This window comes from Vibrio fortis, assembly GCF_000695685.1.
Taxonomy (GTDB): Bacteria; Pseudomonadota; Gammaproteobacteria; order Enterobacterales; family Vibrionaceae; genus Vibrio; species Vibrio fortis_A.
This window is the reverse complement of record NZ_JFFR01000027.1, coordinates 734,812-752,934: the sequence shown is the minus strand read 5'-3', so window position 1 is coordinate 752,934 and position 18,123 is coordinate 734,812. Positions and strand designations below refer to the sequence as shown.

Sequence of the window (18,123 nt, the reverse complement as noted above, 5' to 3'; positions counted from 1 at the left end):
CATTAAGTTACTTAGTGTTATATAGCAATAATAGCTTGTTTTGTTGTTATTTTTAGCGAGACGGCAATAAAAAAGGCGCTAATTATTAGCGCCTTTAGAAGAGTTGTTCAATAAGGATTAGCTCGCTTGTTCGCTTGCTTCTTCCTCTTTGCTTGGTTGATCTGCAAAGACTTGAGTTGGCTTAGCGACTAAGCTGCGGTTTTCTTGGTTAACCTCAGAGAGAACGACTTCTAATACGTCTCCCAGTCTGTATACCATTTCTTTATCGATAGATACAGTGCCCATATCACCATTGCACTCAATTCTTCCTTTATTATCAAGAATGAGAGAGCCTGGGATAAATGCAGCAGCACCGTTCTCCAGTAGACGTACACGCATACCTGCACGGTTGATGTCGAAGATCTCTGCTTGGAAACGAGTCTCTTCTGCTGGTGCATTGGCAAGTGTACGAGCATATAGCCAATCGCCAACGTTACGTTCTGCCATACCGTGGTGACGGCGATGCAGTGCCAGTTCTTCACCGACCGTTTCGTCAGGTGTTTGAATTGGTGCTTTACCTAGGATGTGTGCTTTCAACATACGGTGGTTAATCATGTCGCCGTACTTACGGATTGGAGATGTCCAAGTCGCGTAAATATCTAGACCCATCGCATAGTGCGGTGCCGGCTCATTGCTGATTTCACTGTACGCTTGGAACTTACGAATACGGTTGTCGTAGTAGTTGCTCTCAAGTGAACCTAACCAACGGCGCAGAGCTGCAAAACCTTCAAGGGAAGCGATTTGCTCTTCTGTGTACGGTGTTTCTGCCTGTGGGTTTACTAGCTCAAGCACGTCTGCAAGTTTGTCTGTCTTAAAGCCTGCGTGGCAGTTAAACACACCTTGGTTGAAGCTCTCTTTTAGCACACGGCCAGCACAGATATTCGCACTGATCATAGCTTCTTCAACTAACTTGTTCGCACTACGACGCATGTCTGCGTGAATGGCTACTACATCGTTGTCTTCGCTTAGTTCAAAGCGGTAGTCAGGGCGGTCTGGGAATACGACAGCATTCGCTTCACGCCACGCTGAGCGAGCTTTAGCAAACTCATGTAGATCAGCAACAATGGTTGCGATCTCTTCGCTTGGTTGCCACTTCTCAGATGCGCCGGTTTCTAGCCAATCGGATACGTTGTTGTATGCTAGGCGAGCATGAGACTTAATGTTTGCCGCGAAGAACTTAATATCGTCGCCAATCACACCGTCTTTAGAGACAGTCACTGTACAGCAAAGCGCAGGGCGCTCTTCGTTCTCGATCAGTGAACATAGGTTGTCTGCTAAATCACGTGGCAACATCGGGATGTTGCGACCCGGTAGGTAAATCGTGAAGCCACGATCGCGTGCTACTTTGTCCATCTCATCATCTGGTGAGATGTAAGCTGTTGGGTCGGCAATAGCAATCGTTAGTTCGAAATCGCCGTTCTCTTTTTTCTTCGCGTACAGAGCATCATCCATATCTTTGGTACTTTCACCATCGATAGTGACGAAAGGTACGTGCGTCATGTCGATACGCTCTAAATCCGCATCGTCATTGATCTGCCAGTTATCAATGCCTTCAGGCTCACTGTTCGGTAGATCGTTTTGAGCAAGCGTTACCCACCAAGGTGCGATTTTGTCGTCCGCATCGGTGATTTTTTCAGAGATCTGCGCAAGGAAGCCGTTATCACCTTTTAATGGGTGCTGAATGATGTGAGCAACAACCCAGTCGCCTTCTTTTAGCGTTTCAGGGTTTAGGCCTTTCTTCGCCTTGGCTTTTAGTTGAAGCTTTTTAAGCTGAGGGTGATCAGGTACAACGTTTAGACGGCCTTTGAAAAGCTTAACGCGAGCGATAAATCGAGTAAGACCTTGTTCTACTAGCTCTTCTGGTTCAGCGACTTCACGTTCTTTCTCAGTACGGATGATCGCGACCACTTTGTCACCGTGAACACACTTCTTCATATACGGTGGCGGGATAAAGTAGCTAGTCTTGCTATCTACTTCTAGAAAACCAAAGCCTTTTTCTGTTGCTTTGATTGTGCCTTCCTTTTTAGGAAGTGTTTCTTGGATTTGTTGCTTAAGCTGAGCGAGTAGAGGGTTATCTTGAAACATCTTACTTTTATCTTACGAGAACAATTGAGCACACTATAATCATTGCGAGGCCTGATTACTACTTAAAGCACGTGACAGCGCAAATTAAATGGTGGCAACGAATGTGGGTGACTTTGCACGATAGACCCTCATTTGAATGGGTTAACGTCAAATTTTGATGACAAGATAGCCAAAAATTCAGTAAATCAGAAAAATATGTGATGTATTTCAATTTTTTCTGGCTTTTTTTATGCATTTAAGGAATAATCCGCCTCCCTTAGACGTCCCTAATGGCTTGATGCGTTTTATTACTGCTTCGCAACTGAACGGAATCAGTATCTGATAGGATCAGTATTGGAATTGGTAGAGCTCCCGGGACCTTTTGTTTACTTAATATAGTGGGATCCCAATGTCCGAATCTGTAATTCAATTTAATGAATTAGCACTTAACGAAAACATCCTTTCAGCTCTTGATAGCATGGGTTTCGTATCTCCAACTCCAATCCAAGCGGCAGCAATTCCTCTTCTTCTTGAAGGTAAAGACGCACTAGGTAAAGCACAGACAGGTACTGGTAAAACAGCAGCATTCTCTCTGCCTCTACTTAACAAAATCAACCTAAACCAACACAAACCACAAGCAATCATCATGGCTCCTACTCGTGAGCTAGCGATTCAAGTTGCTGCGGAAATCAAAAACCTTGGTCGTGACATCAAAGGCCTTAAGGTTATCGAAATCTACGGTGGTGCTTCAATCGTTGACCAAATGCGCGCTCTAAGCCGCGGTGCTCACATTGTTGTTGGTACTCCGGGTCGTGTTAAAGACTTACTAACTCGTGACCGTCTACACCTAGATGAAGCACACACATTTGTTCTTGATGAAGCAGATGAAATGCTAAAAATGGGCTTCGTAGATGACGTTACTTGGATCCTTGAGCAAGCTCCAGAATCTGCACAACGTGTACTATTCTCTGCAACTATGCCTCCAATGGTTAAGACTATCGTTGATCGTTACCTACGTAACCCAGCGAAAGTTGACGTTGCTGGTACTAACCACACAGTTGACAAAGTAGCGCAGAACTTCTGGGTTGTTAAAGGTGTAGAGAAAGACGAAGCAATGTCTCGTCTTCTTGAAACTGAAGAGACTGACGCGTCAATCGTATTCGTACGTACTCGTCAAGACACTGAGCGTCTAGCTGATTGGCTATCTGCACGTGGTTTCAAAGCTGCTGCACTGCACGGTGACATTCCTCAGTCTCTACGTGAGCGTACTGTTGATCACATCAAAGAAGGTGTTATCGATATCCTAGTAGCAACTGACGTTGTTGCACGTGGTCTAGACGTTCCACGTATTACTCACGTATTCAACTACGACATCCCATTCGATGTTGAATCATACATCCACCGTATTGGTCGTACTGGCCGTGCTGGACGTAAAGGTAAAGCGATCCTTCTAGTCCGCACTAACCAAATCCGTATGCTTCGCACTATCGAGCGCGTAACTAAGTCATCAATGGAAGAAATCCAACTTCCTCTACGTGACAAAGTAGCTGAAGCTCGTCTAGCTAAGCTAGGTGCAGAACTTGAAGCTGAGAAAGAGCACAAGTCTCTAGAAAACTTCGCTGAGCTAGTTGCTAAGCTACAAGAAAACCTAGAGATCGACCCAACGACTCTTGCTGCAATGCTTCTTAAGCGTCAACAAGGTAAGCGTCCACTGTTCTACATTGGCGAAGACCCAATGATCGCTGCAATCGAGCGCGATAAGAACCGTCGTAAAGAGCGTCGTGAAAACCGCGATCGTGATGGTGGCCGCGGTGGTCGTGACTTCAACAGCCAAGATTGGGATACATACCAACTGCAAGTTGGTCGCGAGCAAGGCGTTCAAGTTAAAGACATCGTTGGCGCACTAGCAAATGAACTAGGCCTAACTAAAGGTTCTATCGGTGCTATCAAACTAGACCAAGCAGCAACTTACGTTCAGCTTCCAAAAGCGATGAACTCTGAAACTGCTGGTAAGCTAAACAAACTACGCATCCGTCAAAAAGAAGCGGGCGCAGTGGTTGTAGACTTCAACGATTTCCGTGAACCACGTCGTGGTAACGGCGGCCGTGGTGGTCGTGATGGCGGTCGCGGTGGTTACCGTGGCAACCGTGACGGTAACCGCGATGGTAACCGTGAAGGCGGACGTGGCGGCTACCGTGGTAATCGTGACGGCAACCGCGAAGGCGGCCGTGATGGCGAGCGTCGTTTCGACCGTAACCGTGGTGGCGATCACCGTGGTAACTACCGTGGTGAACGTGGCCATGGTAACGGTAATGGCGGCCGTGGTCGTCGCAATGACCGTGGCGAAGGTTAATCTTAGAGATTACCTCGTATAAATAAGAAGAAGCCGAGCATCTCGCTCGGCTTTTTTGTGCGTGTTACTTTGTCTATTTCAGAGCGGGTATTAATGTCTAATTATTTACTTTGTCAGTTAAAAGGTAGAAAAATAATCTCGCATCACATCTCGCATCTCGCTAATAAACAAGAGGGAGCTTATCGCTTGAATGGAATTGCTGCGTCCAGGTGATAATGCTTGGTAACGGCTTTGGTGCGCTATAGAGGTAGCCCTGAATTAGGTCACATTTCATTGTCATCAATGTCTCTAATGTTTCTCTGTTTTCTACCCCTTCGACAACGACATCAAATTTTAATCCATGTGCTAAATCGATCGAGGTTTCGACGATGGTTCTACTCTTGGCGTTATCGGTAATATCTTGAATGAAGCTACGATCGATCTTGATTTGATCAATCGGTAGTTCGCTTAAGCGAGCCAGTGAAGAGTAGCCTGTTCCAAAATCATCCAAACTAATACGATAGCCGAGCTGTTTGATGCGCTCTAAACGCGATTGGCTGTTTGGGATATCTCGAATGGCCGCGGTTTCTGTAATCTCTATCACGATGCTTCTTGTGATATTTGGGTTGGCGGCGGATGCCTGAGCAAGCAATTTAAATACTTTACCGCCAATAATGTCTTTTGCGGACAAGTTTACGTGTATAGGCGCTGCTATGTTCTGAGCATGAAAGCGTTCGAGATCCTCAAATACTTGTTTGATGACCCAAAGCGTAATGTCAGTGATCTTGTTACTTTGCTCGGCAATAGGAATAAATTGAGCAGGGGAGATAAACTCACCGGTTTCTGTCTGCCATCGAATCAGCGCTTCAAACTCGACAACGCGTTCTGAGTGCGGACATACAATCGGTTGGTAGTAGAGCTTGAATTGACCGTCGTCTAACGCGTGCTGTATCTGGCTTGCGATAGAGAGGTTGTGTTTCGCGCCTTCTATCATTGCAGGTTTATAAGAGACTAGGCTTAAACCTTGGCTCTTTGCTTGATACATACTGATGTCAGCAAAGTTCAGCAGCTGGGTCGTATCTTTCGCATCGCTCGGGTAACGGCTAGAGCCAAATACTACGCTGGTTGATACCTCAAACTGCTCGACGATAAATAGCTCTTTTAAAGCAAGTTCAATGTAGCTGACAAGCTGGTTAAGTTCGAATTGAGAGTTACGATTAGTAATGACAACAAACTCATCGCCTCCCAAGCGGGTGAGTAGTTCATCAGACTTAGTCAGCTTACAGATTCGTTGCCCCAGTTGGAAAAGAAGCTGATCGCCACAGTGATGGCCAAGTGCATCATTGACCTGTTTGAAGTTTACGACATCAAACATTAAAACAGTAAAAGGCTTGCCTTGCTCAATGCGACTAGACATTTCTTGTAGGCAGTAGCTTCTATTTGGTAAACCAGTAAGAAGGTCATGACGAGCGTTGTAGTGCTCCTCAATAGCCTTTTGATTAAGCTCAGTAATCGAAGCTAGCCCAAATCGTAAGACCGTAACCACAAAGATACTGCCGAAGAACAGGATAAGAGAAACACCAACGACTAGCGAATCAATATCATCGAGTACCAAAAGTGCGTCTAGAAATAGGCTGTAGCCGATAACAAAACCGACAATCAGGCCAGACAACAGTTTCCAGCCTCTTTTTTCGGTGATGTGACAGATCTTATGCGCAAAGACCAATCCGACACCTAGAATTATGATGCCTAGGGAGACCAATGCAGCAGCAAAAATAGACAAGAGTAACGTTCCTTGTAGCGTTATTTTATTTATACGGTTTTTTATTCTGTAATTTAATTGTAGACCATGTGTTACATCGAGTACATATATTGTACATCCACCTGGTGGATTAATGGTCGATTTAGATTGAAGATACCAATAAGAGACAAAAATTTTTTGAGCGCAAAGTCTATAATTTATAGATATATACATCTGGTTGAATTCAACTATTTTTTAATTTCCAGGCGTAAAAGAAATCAACTGATGACTAGGATCAACTAATTTGTGTTAATTTAGTTAAATACTCAAAACAAAAGTTGAAAGATTCAAAAATTATTGAATAATGGGCTTAACTAAAATTGAAGTAAAAGCTTCATCAAATTCGTACTGAAACAGGATCCATATCCAATGTCTAATTCGTTTGTTCTGGTTATTAACTCAGGTAGTTCTTCTCTTAAATTCGCTGTTATCGATTCAGTAACAGGTGATGCAGTTGTTAGTGGCTTAGGCGAGTGTTTTGGCCTTCCAGAAGCAGTAATTAGTTGGAAACACAATGGTGAGAAAGTTGAAGAAGCGATTACTGCTCCTGACAACCACCATCAGCATGCAATCACTCGTATCGTTGCACTGATGGAAACACTTGGTTTCTCTAGCGATCTTGTTGCTGTTGGTCACCGCATTGTTCACGGTGGCGAGAAATTTACTTCTACGGTTCGTATCAACGATGAAGTACTGGCTGAGATCGAAAGCCTGTCTGACCTAGCACCACTGCACAACCCTGCAGGTGCAAAAGGTATTGAAGCTTCAATGCAAGCTTTCCCGCATCTTCCTCAGTTCGCTGTATTTGACACAGCGTTCCACCAAACAATGCCTCAAAAAGCATTTACAGGTGCAATTTCTGGTGAGCTTTACAAAGAGTACGGTATCCGTCGTTACGGCTTCCACGGCACAAGCCATTACTTCGTGAGCCGTGAAGCTGCGAAAATGCTGAACAAGCCCGTTGAAGAAGCGAGCTTCATCTCTGTTCACCTAGGCAACGGTGCGTCAGTATGTGCAATCGAAAACGGCAAATCAGTTGATACATCTATGGGCTTCACGCCACTAGCGGGCCTAATGATGGGTACACGTTCTGGTGACCTAGACCCAGGTGTTATTGAGTTCCTAATCAAGAAAGGTTGGACGACTGAAAAAGTATTCGAAACGCTAAACAAGAAGTCTGGTTTCCTTGGCGTATCTGGCCTAACTTCTGATGCACGTGGCATCCTAGAGGCGATGGAGAACGGTCACGAAGGTGCGAAGCTAGCATTTGAAGTCTTCACTTACCGTGTTGCAAAATACATCGGCTCTTACATGATCCCATTAAGCAGCCTAGATGCAGTTATCTTTACAGGTGGTATCGGTGAGAACTCTCTACCAATCCGTCGTGAAATCCTAGCAAACCTAAAACTTCTAGGTTTTGTTGAAGACGAGAAGGGTAACGAAGATGCACGCTTTGGCGCAGCTGGTGTGATCGCGAAGTCTGAACTTCTAGATGCAGTAGCAATGGTTATCCCAACCAATGAAGAATTTGTAATTGCTAAGCAGTCGGTAGAGCTTCTGTAATCTACGAAATAGCATTACCAATTAAAAAGCGAGCCTAGTGCTCGCTTTTTCGTTTTTGTACGTCGGATAGGCTAATGCGAAATACCTTCGCTGAAAACGACAATCACTAGATGCTTTACGATCTAACAGCTGCTTTCAGCTTGCTCCCAGTTACCTAGCACCTCATAACTTGCTTCTTCGCCAAGCACACTTTCAAACCCCGCAATGTGCTCTATTTCTCAAGAATCTAGCATGTATAATTATTCATCAATCCAATGTGTTGTTGTTTTGTATCACACTTATTAATAAAAGTGATGATACATACATTTATAAGTGTGACTCATATCTCTATCTACATTTTGATTACTTTCTAAGCTAAGTGGGTTTTTATCCAATTAAACAGAAGGTTATATGATAAATAGAATAATAACACTAAGTGGCGTTGCATTACTTTGTTCAGCAAGTGCGCATGCTCAAATGCAAAATGGCAGTTTCGAAAACTGGGATGGAAACGTACCATCAGGATGGAGTGTAATTGACTCCGGGGTTTCGGTTTCTCCCTCTAACGACCCTGTCAGTAATGGCAGTTTCTCGGCGCAAGTGACAGTGAATACTGGTACTCAAAGTAATACCGATTTTCTGCAAACGATCAGTGTTGAACAAGGGAAAACTTATGATTTCTCTGTCGATGTTTACCACACTGAAGGTAATGTGAAAGCTCGCCTTTTTGTTGATGGCTATTTAGGTTACTCGAACAATGGTATAACGAATCAGTGGCAAGCATTGACTCACTCGTACAGTGCTACGAGCACCAAAGACATTGTTGTGGGCGTGCGATTTTATGATGATGCAGGTTTTGACGGATCGGAAGTTGTGTATCTAGATAACTTTCAGCCTACGGTGACTCCACCTATACAAAGCTGCAATGATACTAGTGCCACGTTTACACTAGTGACGGACAACTATGGCTCTGAAACCAGTTGGTCTCTTAAAAACTCAGTTTCTCAAACTCTTTATTCTGGTTCAGACTATCAAAGTAACACCACCAATGAAGTGGAAATGTGTTTAGCAAACGGTAGCTACACTCTAGAAGTTAAAGACTCTTATGGCGATGGAATGTGCTGTAATGTCGGCAACGGTTCGTACAGTTTGTCGGTTAATGGAACCGTTGTAGCATCTGGCGGTGATTTCCAATCAAGTCAGAGTACAGAATTTACGGTTGGTAGCTCAACGACACCACCAACTGAGCCACCAGTATTAGGCGAATATTACAAAGACGCTGAAGGCAAAACGGGCTTCGCATTAAAAACGGCCTTGTATCAAATTATTGATAACCATAGTAGTCAGGGTTACACCGCTATTTGGAAATTGGTGTCTGAAGCTGACTTAGACGCATACTATGAGACAGATGGGTCGATTCTCGATATGTACTCAGAGAAGCCTTCAGGTTCAGATTCAGTCCAATTCACTAAGGTGACTGATCAATGTGGCCAGTACAGCAAGGAAGGTGATTGTTACAACCGCGAGCACTCTTTCCCGAAAAGCTGGTTTGGTGGAAAAGTTGAGCCTATGAACTCTGACGGCCATCATCTATTTGCTACTGACGGTTACGTTAACTCGAAACGTAGTAACTGGCCATTTGGTGAGGTGAGCAGTGCAACATACACATCTAACAATGGCTCTAAATTAGGTAGTGCGGCGAGCTCTCTTGGTTATGTGGGGACTGTGTTTGAGCCAATTGATGAGTTCAAAGGTGATTTCGCAAGAGCATATTTCTACATGGCAACACGCTATGAAAATGAAATCGCGAGCTGGGAAGGTAACTCTACAAGCTCAGATGCTGTTCTAGATGGAACTAATACCACCGTGTTTGAACCTTGGTTACTTACTATGCTTAAGCGTTGGCATTCTGAAGATCCGGTGAGCCAAAAAGAAATCGACCGAAACCAAGCGGTACATGATTTCCAAGGAAATCGTAACCCGTTTATTGATCATCCAGAGTTTGTTAGCCAGATCTGGGGAAACTAAACGGAATATAACCACTATAGTAATGGTTTCGTGATTATTGAATAGAGCCCAATCCTTTGTTTGGGCTCTTTTTTTAGGTGCTTTGAAGGGCTTTTTCCGCCGCTTTCAGACCCATCTGATAACCTGCTTCTAGTTTGTCTTTGTCGGTTGTTAATCTGCCAACCTCAAAGGTGTCGTCGGGGACGATCACCTCAATGGTGCAGTCGTGTGGTGGGTTGTTAATGAATGCCAAAGTTTGATTATATTGATCGGCACGAGTGATCATTGCTTCAGCGAGTTGAGGCGTTTTCTTTAACAGTTTTCGAACTAGCCAAGGCGATCTTGGTGGGCGCTTTTCATAACCTTGTTTTTGAGAGAGGATCACGGTGATCTTTTGGGCACCACGGTTGTAGGCTTCGATGACAGGAATCGAATCAACGACGCCGCCGTCAATCATTCTGCGGCCATCAATGGTCAGGGGAGTGCGATAAGCCATAGGTACCGAGCAAGATGCTTTTAGCAATTCTTCAAGATTTTCTTCGTCTCCGCGGGTATAAACAGCCGTGCCGTTATCAACATCTGTAGTAACGACGTGAAAAGGTAGTGGCTGCTCATTAAATGCTTGCATGTCATAAGGGTAGTTTTGTGCAATATGATCCCAAAGCCAATCGAGCTCTAATAAGTGTCCGCCTTTAGCAAATCTCTTGAAGTCGATGAACTCTGGTCGGCAAGAGTAATCAGATATGATCGTGTAGGTTCGACCGCGTTGATTTGAAAGCCAAGAGGCGATGTTGGTCGAGCCTGCTGATACGCCGATACAGAAATCAAAAGGGTTGTAATTGTGGTCTAAAAAGCCGTCCAATACACCAGCAGCAAAGATGCCTCTCATCGCCCCACCTTCTACGACAAGGGCATGTTTCATTTCTTGTGTCATGGTTCGTTTATTCCCTAACGTTTTGTAATTATGTTCCTTCAATCCGCTCTTACTGGCGGAGTATTAGCTCTATTATTACTAAATTAGCGTTCTGATGTGTAGAGGCAATAGTCAAAAGAGCCGAAATCAACGGCTGTTTCGATGAGATAGAATTCAGACAAGGATCAGGCAAGCGAGCGCTTAACTCGCTTTCCATTGGGGAACATAAAGAGAACGACGGTAGAGTAGAGTAATGTTACTGCTTGCTATCAGGGTAATGGATAACGTTATGAAATACCGCGTTGTCTTTTCCGATGTTTTTGTAGCCATGTATCTGATTAGCATTAAAACGCACAGCTTGACCCGCTTGCAATGAATGCCACTCTCCATCAAAAAAGACAGCCATCTCTCCTGAAATACATAAGATATGTTCGGTAACACCCAAGTTATGTGGGTCAGACTTATGTTGGTACTCAGGTGCCAAAGTGAGTTCGAAGATCTCAAAGCCCAATGCTGGTTCGAAAGGGAACAGCAAGCTAACGAAAAAACCAATGTTGTACTCCTCACGCCTTAGTTCGTTAGCATCTCGAAATAGACTCGTGAGTTCATTGTTCGAGCTCGCTGTAATAAAGTTGGAAAATGAAACTTCGAACCCCGACGCTATTTGCCAAAGTTTTGCTACGGTTGGACTGGACTCTCCACGCTCAATTTGACCGAGCATGGCCTTGCTAACTCCTGTCGCTTGCGCGGTTTTATCTAGGCTCCAACCCTTCTCTTTGCGAAGGCGCCTTAGATTGTCACCCACCTTTATTTTTGATTGCATATTTTCTCAACAAACTTTTTCGATAAACAAGTTGTGCGTTATAGCGCACAAATGCTAGATTGACTCTATGGACGTTATAACGCACATGGAGAACGATTAACATGACTAAGCTAAAACTTTCGCACGTTACGACCGGTTTTATTGCTGTATTTATCGGCTATGCGAGTGCTGCTGCGATTATCTATCAAGCTGCGATGAGTGCCGGCGCAACGGACGAGCAAGTCGCATCGTGGTTCTGGGCATTAGGGATTGGAATGGGGGCTACAACGATTTTGCTCTCGTTTTACTATAAGAAGCCGATCGTAACGGCTTGGTCGACTCCTGGGGCTGCGTTGCTGATCACTTCCCTTGAAGGGTTGACCATGAACCAAGCCGTTGCTGTGTTTCTTTTTAGTTCACTGTTGCTCACCTTGGTTGGGCTAGCTGGTTTATTTGAGAAGATCCTTAAGCACATACCAACATCGATCGCTTCCGCTATGCTCGCCGGTATTTTGCTGCAATTTGGTTTGGGTTTGTTTTCCTCTCTAATGACAGAGGTTGAAATTGTTTTGGTGATGCTCACCATGTTTATTTTGGCAAGATCTTGGCTAGGAAACCTACTGATTCCGACGATTTTTGCGGTTGCTCTGGGAATGTGTATTGTCATGGGTAAGCTTGATTTGAGTGAGGTTTCCATTGGTTTGACGGTTCCTGTGGTTATGGTGCCAGATTTTGAGTTCTTCTCATTAATAAGTGTTGGAATCCCACTGTTTATTGTCACTATGGCATCGCAGAATTTACCGGGGTTCGCGGTCTTAAAAGCCAATGGCTATCAAGTGGATTCCTCTAAGGTGATTACCACTACAGGGGTGACAGGCCTTTTACTAGCGCCTTTGGGAGGCTTTGCGTTCAATCTTGCGGCAATTACGGGTGCGATTTGTATGGGACCAAATGCGGATGAGAATCCGAAAACACGCTACATGGCAGGGATATCAATGGGCGTATTTTATCTTCTGGCTGCGGTCCTCGGTATGTCAATGGTGTCCTTGTTTAGTGCAGTCCCTACAGCGATAGTTATTGCGATAGCTGGCTTGGCCGTGATGCCGACCTTACTAAATTGTTTGTCAGTATCAATGGCGGATGAAAACTATCGAGAACCCGCACTGTTTACCTTTTTGTTTACTGCCTCTGGGATCAACCTAATGGGGATCGGCAGTGCCTTTTGGGGATTGTGTATTGGTTTGCTTTGTTGCTGGCTACATGACTATAAAACGCGCTCATGCCAGACGAACAGTACTTCATCAACACAAACATAAATGCTCGGATCTAGATAAGGGCATAAAAGTTTCTAAAGCGAGTTGATTTCATTGACTCGCTTTTTGTATAAATCGCGTTATTTGTTGTGCAGTGATTTGAGGATCGTTGATATTTTATTCTTGTTATAATATAACAGTTGCCACTCTCAAATGTTCTAACTCCAATGGAAGCCGCAGCATGTTGTCGAAACTGCACAAACAGTTAATCAGTTGGTCGATGCTCGTCATCGTCGCGCTGGGGTCGACCGCTTCTGTTATTGGGGAGTTTCGTTCCCATAGTCTTTTGTCTTATAGCCCTGTAGGACATCATCACCATGATGATAAGCAATACAATGTAGCTCACCATCATGCCGTGGATCATCATGCTATCGATAAGTCTAGTCAGATGGCAGAAGGACTTGGTTTTGTTTCACATCATGATGCGAGTAATCACCATCATGATAAAGGTCATTTAAAGTCAGAGTTGATGATCACAAGCTCTCAACTGTTGAGCATTGTTAGAGAACCTCGAATTTCTGGTGACCCCAATTACAGCCCCTTCATTTTAGAACGCCCTCCTATACTTTCGATATTTGCCTGATTTCGAGTTGCGTTGACGCGCAGCTAAAACAGTTCAATTTATATCGGAGTTTGTATGAAGCAATCCTCTTCCCATGCGGTGAAGTGGCTCAACGATAGCGTTGGCACTCACATAAAAAATGGGACGGTCTTTTTCATTCTACTTTTCTGCACGTTACTAAGCAGTGATGTGTTGGCGCACGCCGTTGCAGAAGGTGATAAAGGCTATATTCAAGAAATTACTGGGACACATGTTGTCTCTTTCATGTATTTAGGCGCGAAACACATGGTCACGGGTTATGACCATATTTTGTTCCTGTTTGGTGTGATTTTCTTCCTCTATAAGATGAAACACATCGCGCTTTACGTAAGTCTGTTTGCCTTAGGGCATTCATCGACCATGCTATTGGGTGTCTACTTCAATATCGGCATCAACAGTTACATCATCGATGCCATTATTGGATTCTCGGTTGTCTACAAAGCGATGGATAACCTAGGTGCATTTCAGCGCTGGTTTGGCGTTCAACCGAATACCAAGCTCGCGACCTTACTGTTTGGTTTTTGTCATGGCTTTGGCTTGTCGTCTAAGATCATTGATTATGACATCTCACCAGACGGGTTAATCCCTAATCTATTAGCGTTCAACATAGGTGTGGAAATAGGGCAGCTCATGGCCCTTGGCACCATATTGATCGTGATGGGCTTTTGGCGAAGACACGCGAGTTTCTATCGTCAAGCCTATTCGGTAAACGTAGTAATGATGAGTCTCGGTTTTATGCTTATCGGGTATCAAGTAACGGGCTACTTTGTCGCTCAATAAATAGAAAAGGAATTATTCATGTACAATTCAGACATGCCAAACAGAGCCGAGTTACCAACAACCAAGCAGCTCGTTTGCTCTACTGCTATCGCTCTTGTTGTGGCGGTTGTGACTTTAGTTACGGTTATCTTACCTGCAGAGTATGCCATTGACCCCACAGGTGCTGGCAGAATGCTCGGATTGACCGAGATGGGAGAGATCAAGACTCAACTTTCTCAAGAAGCGGAAGCGGAAGCGGACAGGGCGCGCGATCAAGCGGTAATCGTAGCGACCCCTGTTACAAAAGCTGAACCGAAACCACGTACTGACTCTCAACAACAAGCAAGCACAGCTTGGAAAGACAAAATGATGTTGGTACTAAAACCGGGTGAAGGTGCAGAAGTTAAGCTAGTGATGACAGAAGGACAAACAGCGACCTTCGCTTGGTCAGCCAAGGGTGGTCCGGTTAACTTTGATACTCATGGCGATGGAAATGGCAACGCGATCAGTTACGAGAAAGGTAGAGGCGTACCGAACGATGAAGGGGTACTGGTTGCCGCGTTCACTGGACATCACGGTTGGTTCTTTAGAAACCGAAATGACAACACCGTCATGGTGATCATTCGTACTAAAGGTGAGTATTCGGCGATGAAGCGAATGCTTTAAGCGAGATAAAAGCTGTTAGTCAAGGCCTACTCAATCGGTAAAGGTGGAACTGATGAGTAGGCCTTTTTCGTTCGTGGCGCTAATCTACGCTTGGTAACATTGCTAGAGCTGTTAGCTCTCTTCTGCGAGATAACATTCTAAATATAAGTGGCTATATTAGTGTTAAGTACTAAACGTTATCGAAACAACTAACATGGCGTGCTGATTATAAAAGTTATGTAGAGGATGTATCTGGTAACCGTATTTGAAAGTGAGCGCCAATAGAGGACTCTTGCTCTACTACTCTAATATCACCGCCAAGTTTGTGGGTGATTAGGTTATATATAATGGAAAGGCCCAACCCTGTACCTCCATTTAATCGATTGGTTGTATAAAATGGAGTAAATAATTTATTGGCAACGCTATCTTCAATCCCTGTTCCATTATCTTGATAAGACAGGACTATATCTTTATCAGATTCTATGGCTTTTATGTAAATTAGGTTTTTGTCCTCTTTACTTAATTCAAATCCGTGAATGCAGCTATTGTTAATTAAATTTGTAAGAATTTGTTCAAGTATCCCTGTATTTAAACGTATGTTTAAGTTTTCGGATATTTCGAGTATGAACTCTACATTATAAGGGGTATATATAGGTTCAATGCTATCAATTAATGCATTAGTCACGTTTAAAACGTTTATATTTTCCACGTCACCATGGTGTTCATGGACAGATGTCTGTTTGAATTGTTGGACTAACTGAGCTGCGCGCTCTAGATTTGAGCTTGTCATCTTGTGAGCAGGGCGTATGCCTTCTAGGAAGTCAACAAAGGTGCTTTCATCAAGTAATTGGTTGTTGTAAGCATTCTCAAGTTGGTTAATATGATCCTCCATCACCGATAAAGCGGTAATAGCAACGCCAAGCGGTGTATTGACCTCATGAGCTACTCCATTAACGAGGTGACCGAGCGCTTCCATTTTCTCCATTTCTACTTGATATTTCTGCGATTGCTCTAAGTTTTTCAGTAGCTGCTTGATGTTCTCATTTTGGCTTTGAACACTCTGTTGAAGCTCTAAACCTTGTTGTGTGTGCGAGCTAAAATGGTGATTCATCTCCGCCGACTTTATTGTTCTCCCAATGGCGAACGCAATGCTGATGGCGAATTGAATGCTGGATTGGTCTAGCTTAACGCGATGCGGTGCCTGCCTGAGTAGTATGAACCCAATGATTTCTTGATTCAGCTTTACAGGCACTAGGTACGATTGGAAATAGACAAAGTCAGGAATCTTAAGCCACTGGCCCTTCATTGCGTTGGTATGGGTGTAGGCTAAGTGACTTTTGCTATGAATTTGATCCAAAAATATGCGGTAATCGTCCGGCTTAATTGATTGATTTTCAATGATTTTTGTATCTTCTTTGCGTTCTGCATAAACGCAGCTGACGTCATTTTGGTCTGTTGCTAGCCACAGGCTCGCATCCGAAAGATGTAATGCAGAATTGAGCAGGTTAAGGCTTTCTTTAGCCAGCAAATCGATATCCCCAAGGTCGATGCTTGGGTGGTCGAGAAGGGCATTTAGTTTCTTGGTAAGCATATTGGTGGTTCAGCTCTTTAGTCTGCATCAGGGTAGTGTTTGCGAATTTCCATGATTTCAGCAAAGTGCTGAATCGCAACATCAGCGATTTTAGGGTCGAAATGAATCCCTTTTTGGTCTTCGATGAGGTCAATAATATCCTGATCGCGCCATGCTTTTTTGTAAGACCTCGCAGAGCCAAGCGCATCAATAACATCTGCAATGGCCATGATACGCCCCTCAAGAGGGATATCTTCCCCTTCTAACTGGTTAGGGTAGCCAGATCCGTTCCATTTCTCGTGGTGTGAAAGAGAGACCATTGCACCCATCTGAGGAATCCCATAGTTGAGCTTACTCAATAGGTTGTAACCAATAGTTGGGTGGGTTTTCATAATGTCCCACTCTTCGTCAGACAGGGCAGCAGGCTTATGTAGGATGCTCTCCGGAACGCCTATTTTTCCCAAGTCATGCATTGGCGCTGCATGCTTGATGATTTGAACATGCTTCTTACCTAAACCGAGTTGTGTTGCTATGAATTCGCAGATCAGAGCCACTCTCAATACATGAGCGCCAGTCTCTTTAGAGCGAGTCTCTATCGCTTCGCTGAGCATTAGCATCAACTGTTGCTGAACTTCCTGAATCTCGTGGTTAGATAAAAGGTTCTTGAAGACCAAAACAAAGTTAGAAGTAAAATGAGGCAGTAGGTTGCTTACGCCTTTGGATATCGGATTTTTGAAATTAAAACCGATAGTAATGTGCTCGAACTCATTGATTTTTAAGCAATGAAGAAGTCGTTTGCTGTTTATGTCGATAATGGGTTTATCAGGTTTCGTGGTTGGCAAATTAACGATGAGGTCTTCAACGGCACTAATCGACTCGCCTTCAAATAGCTCGTTATCATCAGTGATTAAATACTGCTTTTTGACTGGCTGAGCATAGGGCATGTGACTTTCAATATTGATTGCTAGCTGTAATTGGTCATGTTTTAGGAAGCGCTTTAACTCAGAATATGCCACGCGAAGGAAATCTTTTATCTCCGAATGAGCCAAAATGGCCTCAGTTGAGGACAGCAACTGCTCCAACCTGTTCTGGTTGGAGGAGATGATTCGAATGTCTCGGTAGGCGCGAAGTGCTGTCAAAACAGAAGTCTTGAGGCGTGTCGCATTTAGCTCAGTTTTATTTTTATAGTCATTAATTTCATAGGTGTTGATGACGGTTTCTTCAGGAGCTTGACCTGGCTGCCCCGTTCTTAGTACTAGTCGTATCTGCTTGTTGTTCTTTATTTCACGAATCCAATGGATTAATTCGAGGCCAGCATTGTCTGTTTCCATCACCACATCGACCAAAGCAAGCGCGATATCTGAATGTTCTTCGAGTATCTCTTTCGCTTGTTTTGCAGATGATGCTGAGAGTATTTCCAGAGGATTATCTTGAAATTTCAAGCCTGTTAGCGCCATTTTCGATACAGAAATAACATCTGGCTCATCATCAATAAGTAGTACTTTCCATGGGCGATTAACTATTTTTGAATGCGGTTGTTGCATTATTTGAGGGGAGTTATCTTTCCGTTTTTGACTCACTGAAAAAAGAGAGTTGGGCATATTGTTATCCTTAACACAGAGAATGCAGCTTTTAACTTAGTTTTTCGGCTAACTTCAAGCAAGCTTTTCTAGAAAGTCAATTTTTGCGATTGAATTCAATTAAAATTTAGAACCTATTGCCACAAAATCAATTT

13 protein-coding genes are annotated in these 18,123 nt (G+C 43.9%); 7 read left to right on the top strand and 6 right to left on the bottom strand.

The genetic code is table 11. The features are described 5' to 3' along the window. Positions 1-117 precede the first annotated feature (117 nt). Positions 118-2,124 (bottom strand): exoribonuclease II, encoded by a 2,007-nt coding sequence (rnb, locus tag VFDL14_RS03865; RefSeq protein WP_032552883.1) that lies wholly within the window; start codon positions 2,122-2,124, stop codon positions 118-120. A gap of 388 nt (positions 2,125-2,512) precedes the next feature. Here rnb and VFDL14_RS03870 point away from each other — a divergent pair, with 388 nt between their 5' ends. After that, a complete protein-coding gene (locus tag VFDL14_RS03870; RefSeq protein ID WP_032552882.1) occupies positions 2,513-4,456 on the top strand; it encodes a DEAD/DEAH box helicase in 1,944 nt (647 codons plus the stop codon). Positions 4,457-4,616: 160 nt separating this feature from the next. On the opposite strand, the gene VFDL14_RS03875 is transcribed toward VFDL14_RS03870, so the two are convergent. Next, complete coding sequence (locus tag VFDL14_RS03875) at positions 4,617-6,218, bottom strand: putative bifunctional diguanylate cyclase/phosphodiesterase (protein WP_032552880.1); 1,602 nt, start codon at positions 6,216-6,218, stop codon at positions 4,617-4,619. 387 nt (positions 6,219-6,605) lie between these two features. Here VFDL14_RS03875 and VFDL14_RS03880 point away from each other — a divergent pair, with 387 nt between their 5' ends. Next, positions 6,606-7,799 carry an acetate/propionate family kinase gene (locus VFDL14_RS03880; RefSeq protein WP_032552879.1) on the top strand — a complete coding sequence of 398 codons (1,194 nt, stop codon included), beginning with the start codon at positions 6,606-6,608 and terminating at the stop codon, positions 7,797-7,799. Between the two features lie 390 nt (positions 7,800-8,189). Beyond that, complete coding sequence (locus VFDL14_RS03885; RefSeq protein ID WP_032552878.1) at positions 8,190-9,806, top strand: endonuclease; 1,617 nt, start codon at positions 8,190-8,192, stop codon at positions 9,804-9,806. A 73-nt stretch (positions 9,807-9,879) separates the two neighbouring features. On the opposite strand, the gene VFDL14_RS03890 is transcribed toward VFDL14_RS03885, so the two are convergent. Both VFDL14_RS03890 and VFDL14_RS03895 read right to left on the bottom strand, forming a co-directional pair. After that, a complete protein-coding gene (locus tag VFDL14_RS03890; RefSeq protein WP_032552877.1) occupies positions 9,880-10,719 on the bottom strand; it encodes a patatin-like phospholipase family protein in 840 nt (279 codons plus the stop codon). Between the two features lie 235 nt (positions 10,720-10,954). Next, on the bottom strand, positions 10,955-11,521 hold the full coding sequence (locus tag VFDL14_RS03895) for a helix-turn-helix domain-containing protein (RefSeq protein WP_032552876.1): 567 nt from the start codon (positions 11,519-11,521) through the stop codon (positions 10,955-10,957). Positions 11,522-11,622: 101 nt separating this feature from the next. Between VFDL14_RS03895 and VFDL14_RS03900 the strand changes: the two genes are divergently transcribed. The 4 genes from VFDL14_RS03900 to VFDL14_RS03915 all read left to right on the top strand — a co-directional run bounded on the left by VFDL14_RS03900 (position 11,623) and on the right by VFDL14_RS03915 (position 14,839). Beyond that, entirely contained in the window at positions 11,623-12,816 is a 1,194-nt protein-coding gene (locus VFDL14_RS03900; RefSeq protein ID WP_032552875.1) for a benzoate/H(+) symporter BenE family transporter, read from the top strand. Between the two features lie 178 nt (positions 12,817-12,994). Further along, positions 12,995-13,396, top strand: a complete 402-nt coding sequence (locus tag VFDL14_RS03905) for a hypothetical protein (RefSeq protein ID WP_032552874.1) — start codon at positions 12,995-12,997, stop codon at positions 13,394-13,396. Positions 13,397-13,450: 54 nt separating this feature from the next. Next, positions 13,451-14,194, top strand: a complete 744-nt coding sequence (locus VFDL14_RS03910; protein ID WP_084181915.1) for a HupE/UreJ family protein — start codon at positions 13,451-13,453, stop codon at positions 14,192-14,194. Positions 14,195-14,212: 18 nt separating this feature from the next. Then, on the top strand, positions 14,213-14,839 hold the full coding sequence (locus tag VFDL14_RS03915; protein ID WP_032552873.1) for a hypothetical protein: 627 nt from the start codon (positions 14,213-14,215) through the stop codon (positions 14,837-14,839). Between the two features lie 214 nt (positions 14,840-15,053). On the opposite strand, the gene VFDL14_RS23715 is transcribed toward VFDL14_RS03915, so the two are convergent. Continuing rightward, positions 15,054-16,409, bottom strand: a complete 1,356-nt coding sequence (locus tag VFDL14_RS23715) for a sensor histidine kinase (RefSeq protein ID WP_050487477.1) — start codon at positions 16,407-16,409, stop codon at positions 15,054-15,056. A 17-nt stretch (positions 16,410-16,426) separates the two neighbouring features. Next, complete coding sequence (locus VFDL14_RS0123460) at positions 16,427-17,989, bottom strand: HD domain-containing phosphohydrolase (RefSeq protein ID WP_084181914.1); 1,563 nt, start codon at positions 17,987-17,989, stop codon at positions 16,427-16,429. Positions 17,990-18,123: the final 134 nt, after the last annotated feature.

Bases quoted from the DNA above. Each gene is read 5' to 3' on its own strand.
- VFDL14_RS03915 (WP_032552873.1), top strand. From the start codon at position 14,213: ATGTACAATTCAGACATGCCAAACAGAGCCGAGTTACCAACAACCAAG.
- VFDL14_RS03870 (WP_032552882.1), top strand. From the start codon at position 2,513: ATGTCCGAATCTGTAATTCAATTTAATGAATTAGCACTTAACGAAAAC.
- VFDL14_RS03880 (WP_032552879.1), top strand. From the start codon at position 6,606: ATGTCTAATTCGTTTGTTCTGGTTATTAACTCAGGTAGTTCTTCTCTT.
- VFDL14_RS03900 (WP_032552875.1), top strand. From the start codon at position 11,623: ATGACTAAGCTAAAACTTTCGCACGTTACGACCGGTTTTATTGCTGTA.
- VFDL14_RS03885 (WP_032552878.1), top strand. From the start codon at position 8,190: ATGATAAATAGAATAATAACACTAAGTGGCGTTGCATTACTTTGTTCA.
- VFDL14_RS03905 (WP_032552874.1), top strand. From the start codon at position 12,995: ATGTTGTCGAAACTGCACAAACAGTTAATCAGTTGGTCGATGCTCGTC.
- rnb (WP_032552883.1), bottom strand. From the start codon at position 2,124: ATGTTTCAAGATAACCCTCTACTCGCTCAGCTTAAGCAACAAATCCAA.
- VFDL14_RS23715 (WP_050487477.1), bottom strand. From the start codon at position 16,409: ATGCTTACCAAGAAACTAAATGCCCTTCTCGACCACCCAAGCATCGAC.
- VFDL14_RS03890 (WP_032552877.1), bottom strand. From the start codon at position 10,719: ATGACACAAGAAATGAAACATGCCCTTGTCGTAGAAGGTGGGGCGATG.
- VFDL14_RS03910 (WP_084181915.1), top strand. From the start codon at position 13,451: ATGAAGCAATCCTCTTCCCATGCGGTGAAGTGGCTCAACGATAGCGTT.
- VFDL14_RS03895 (WP_032552876.1), bottom strand. From the start codon at position 11,521: ATGCAATCAAAAATAAAGGTGGGTGACAATCTAAGGCGCCTTCGCAAA.
- VFDL14_RS0123460 (WP_084181914.1), bottom strand. From the start codon at position 17,989: ATGCCCAACTCTCTTTTTTCAGTGAGTCAAAAACGGAAAGATAACTCC.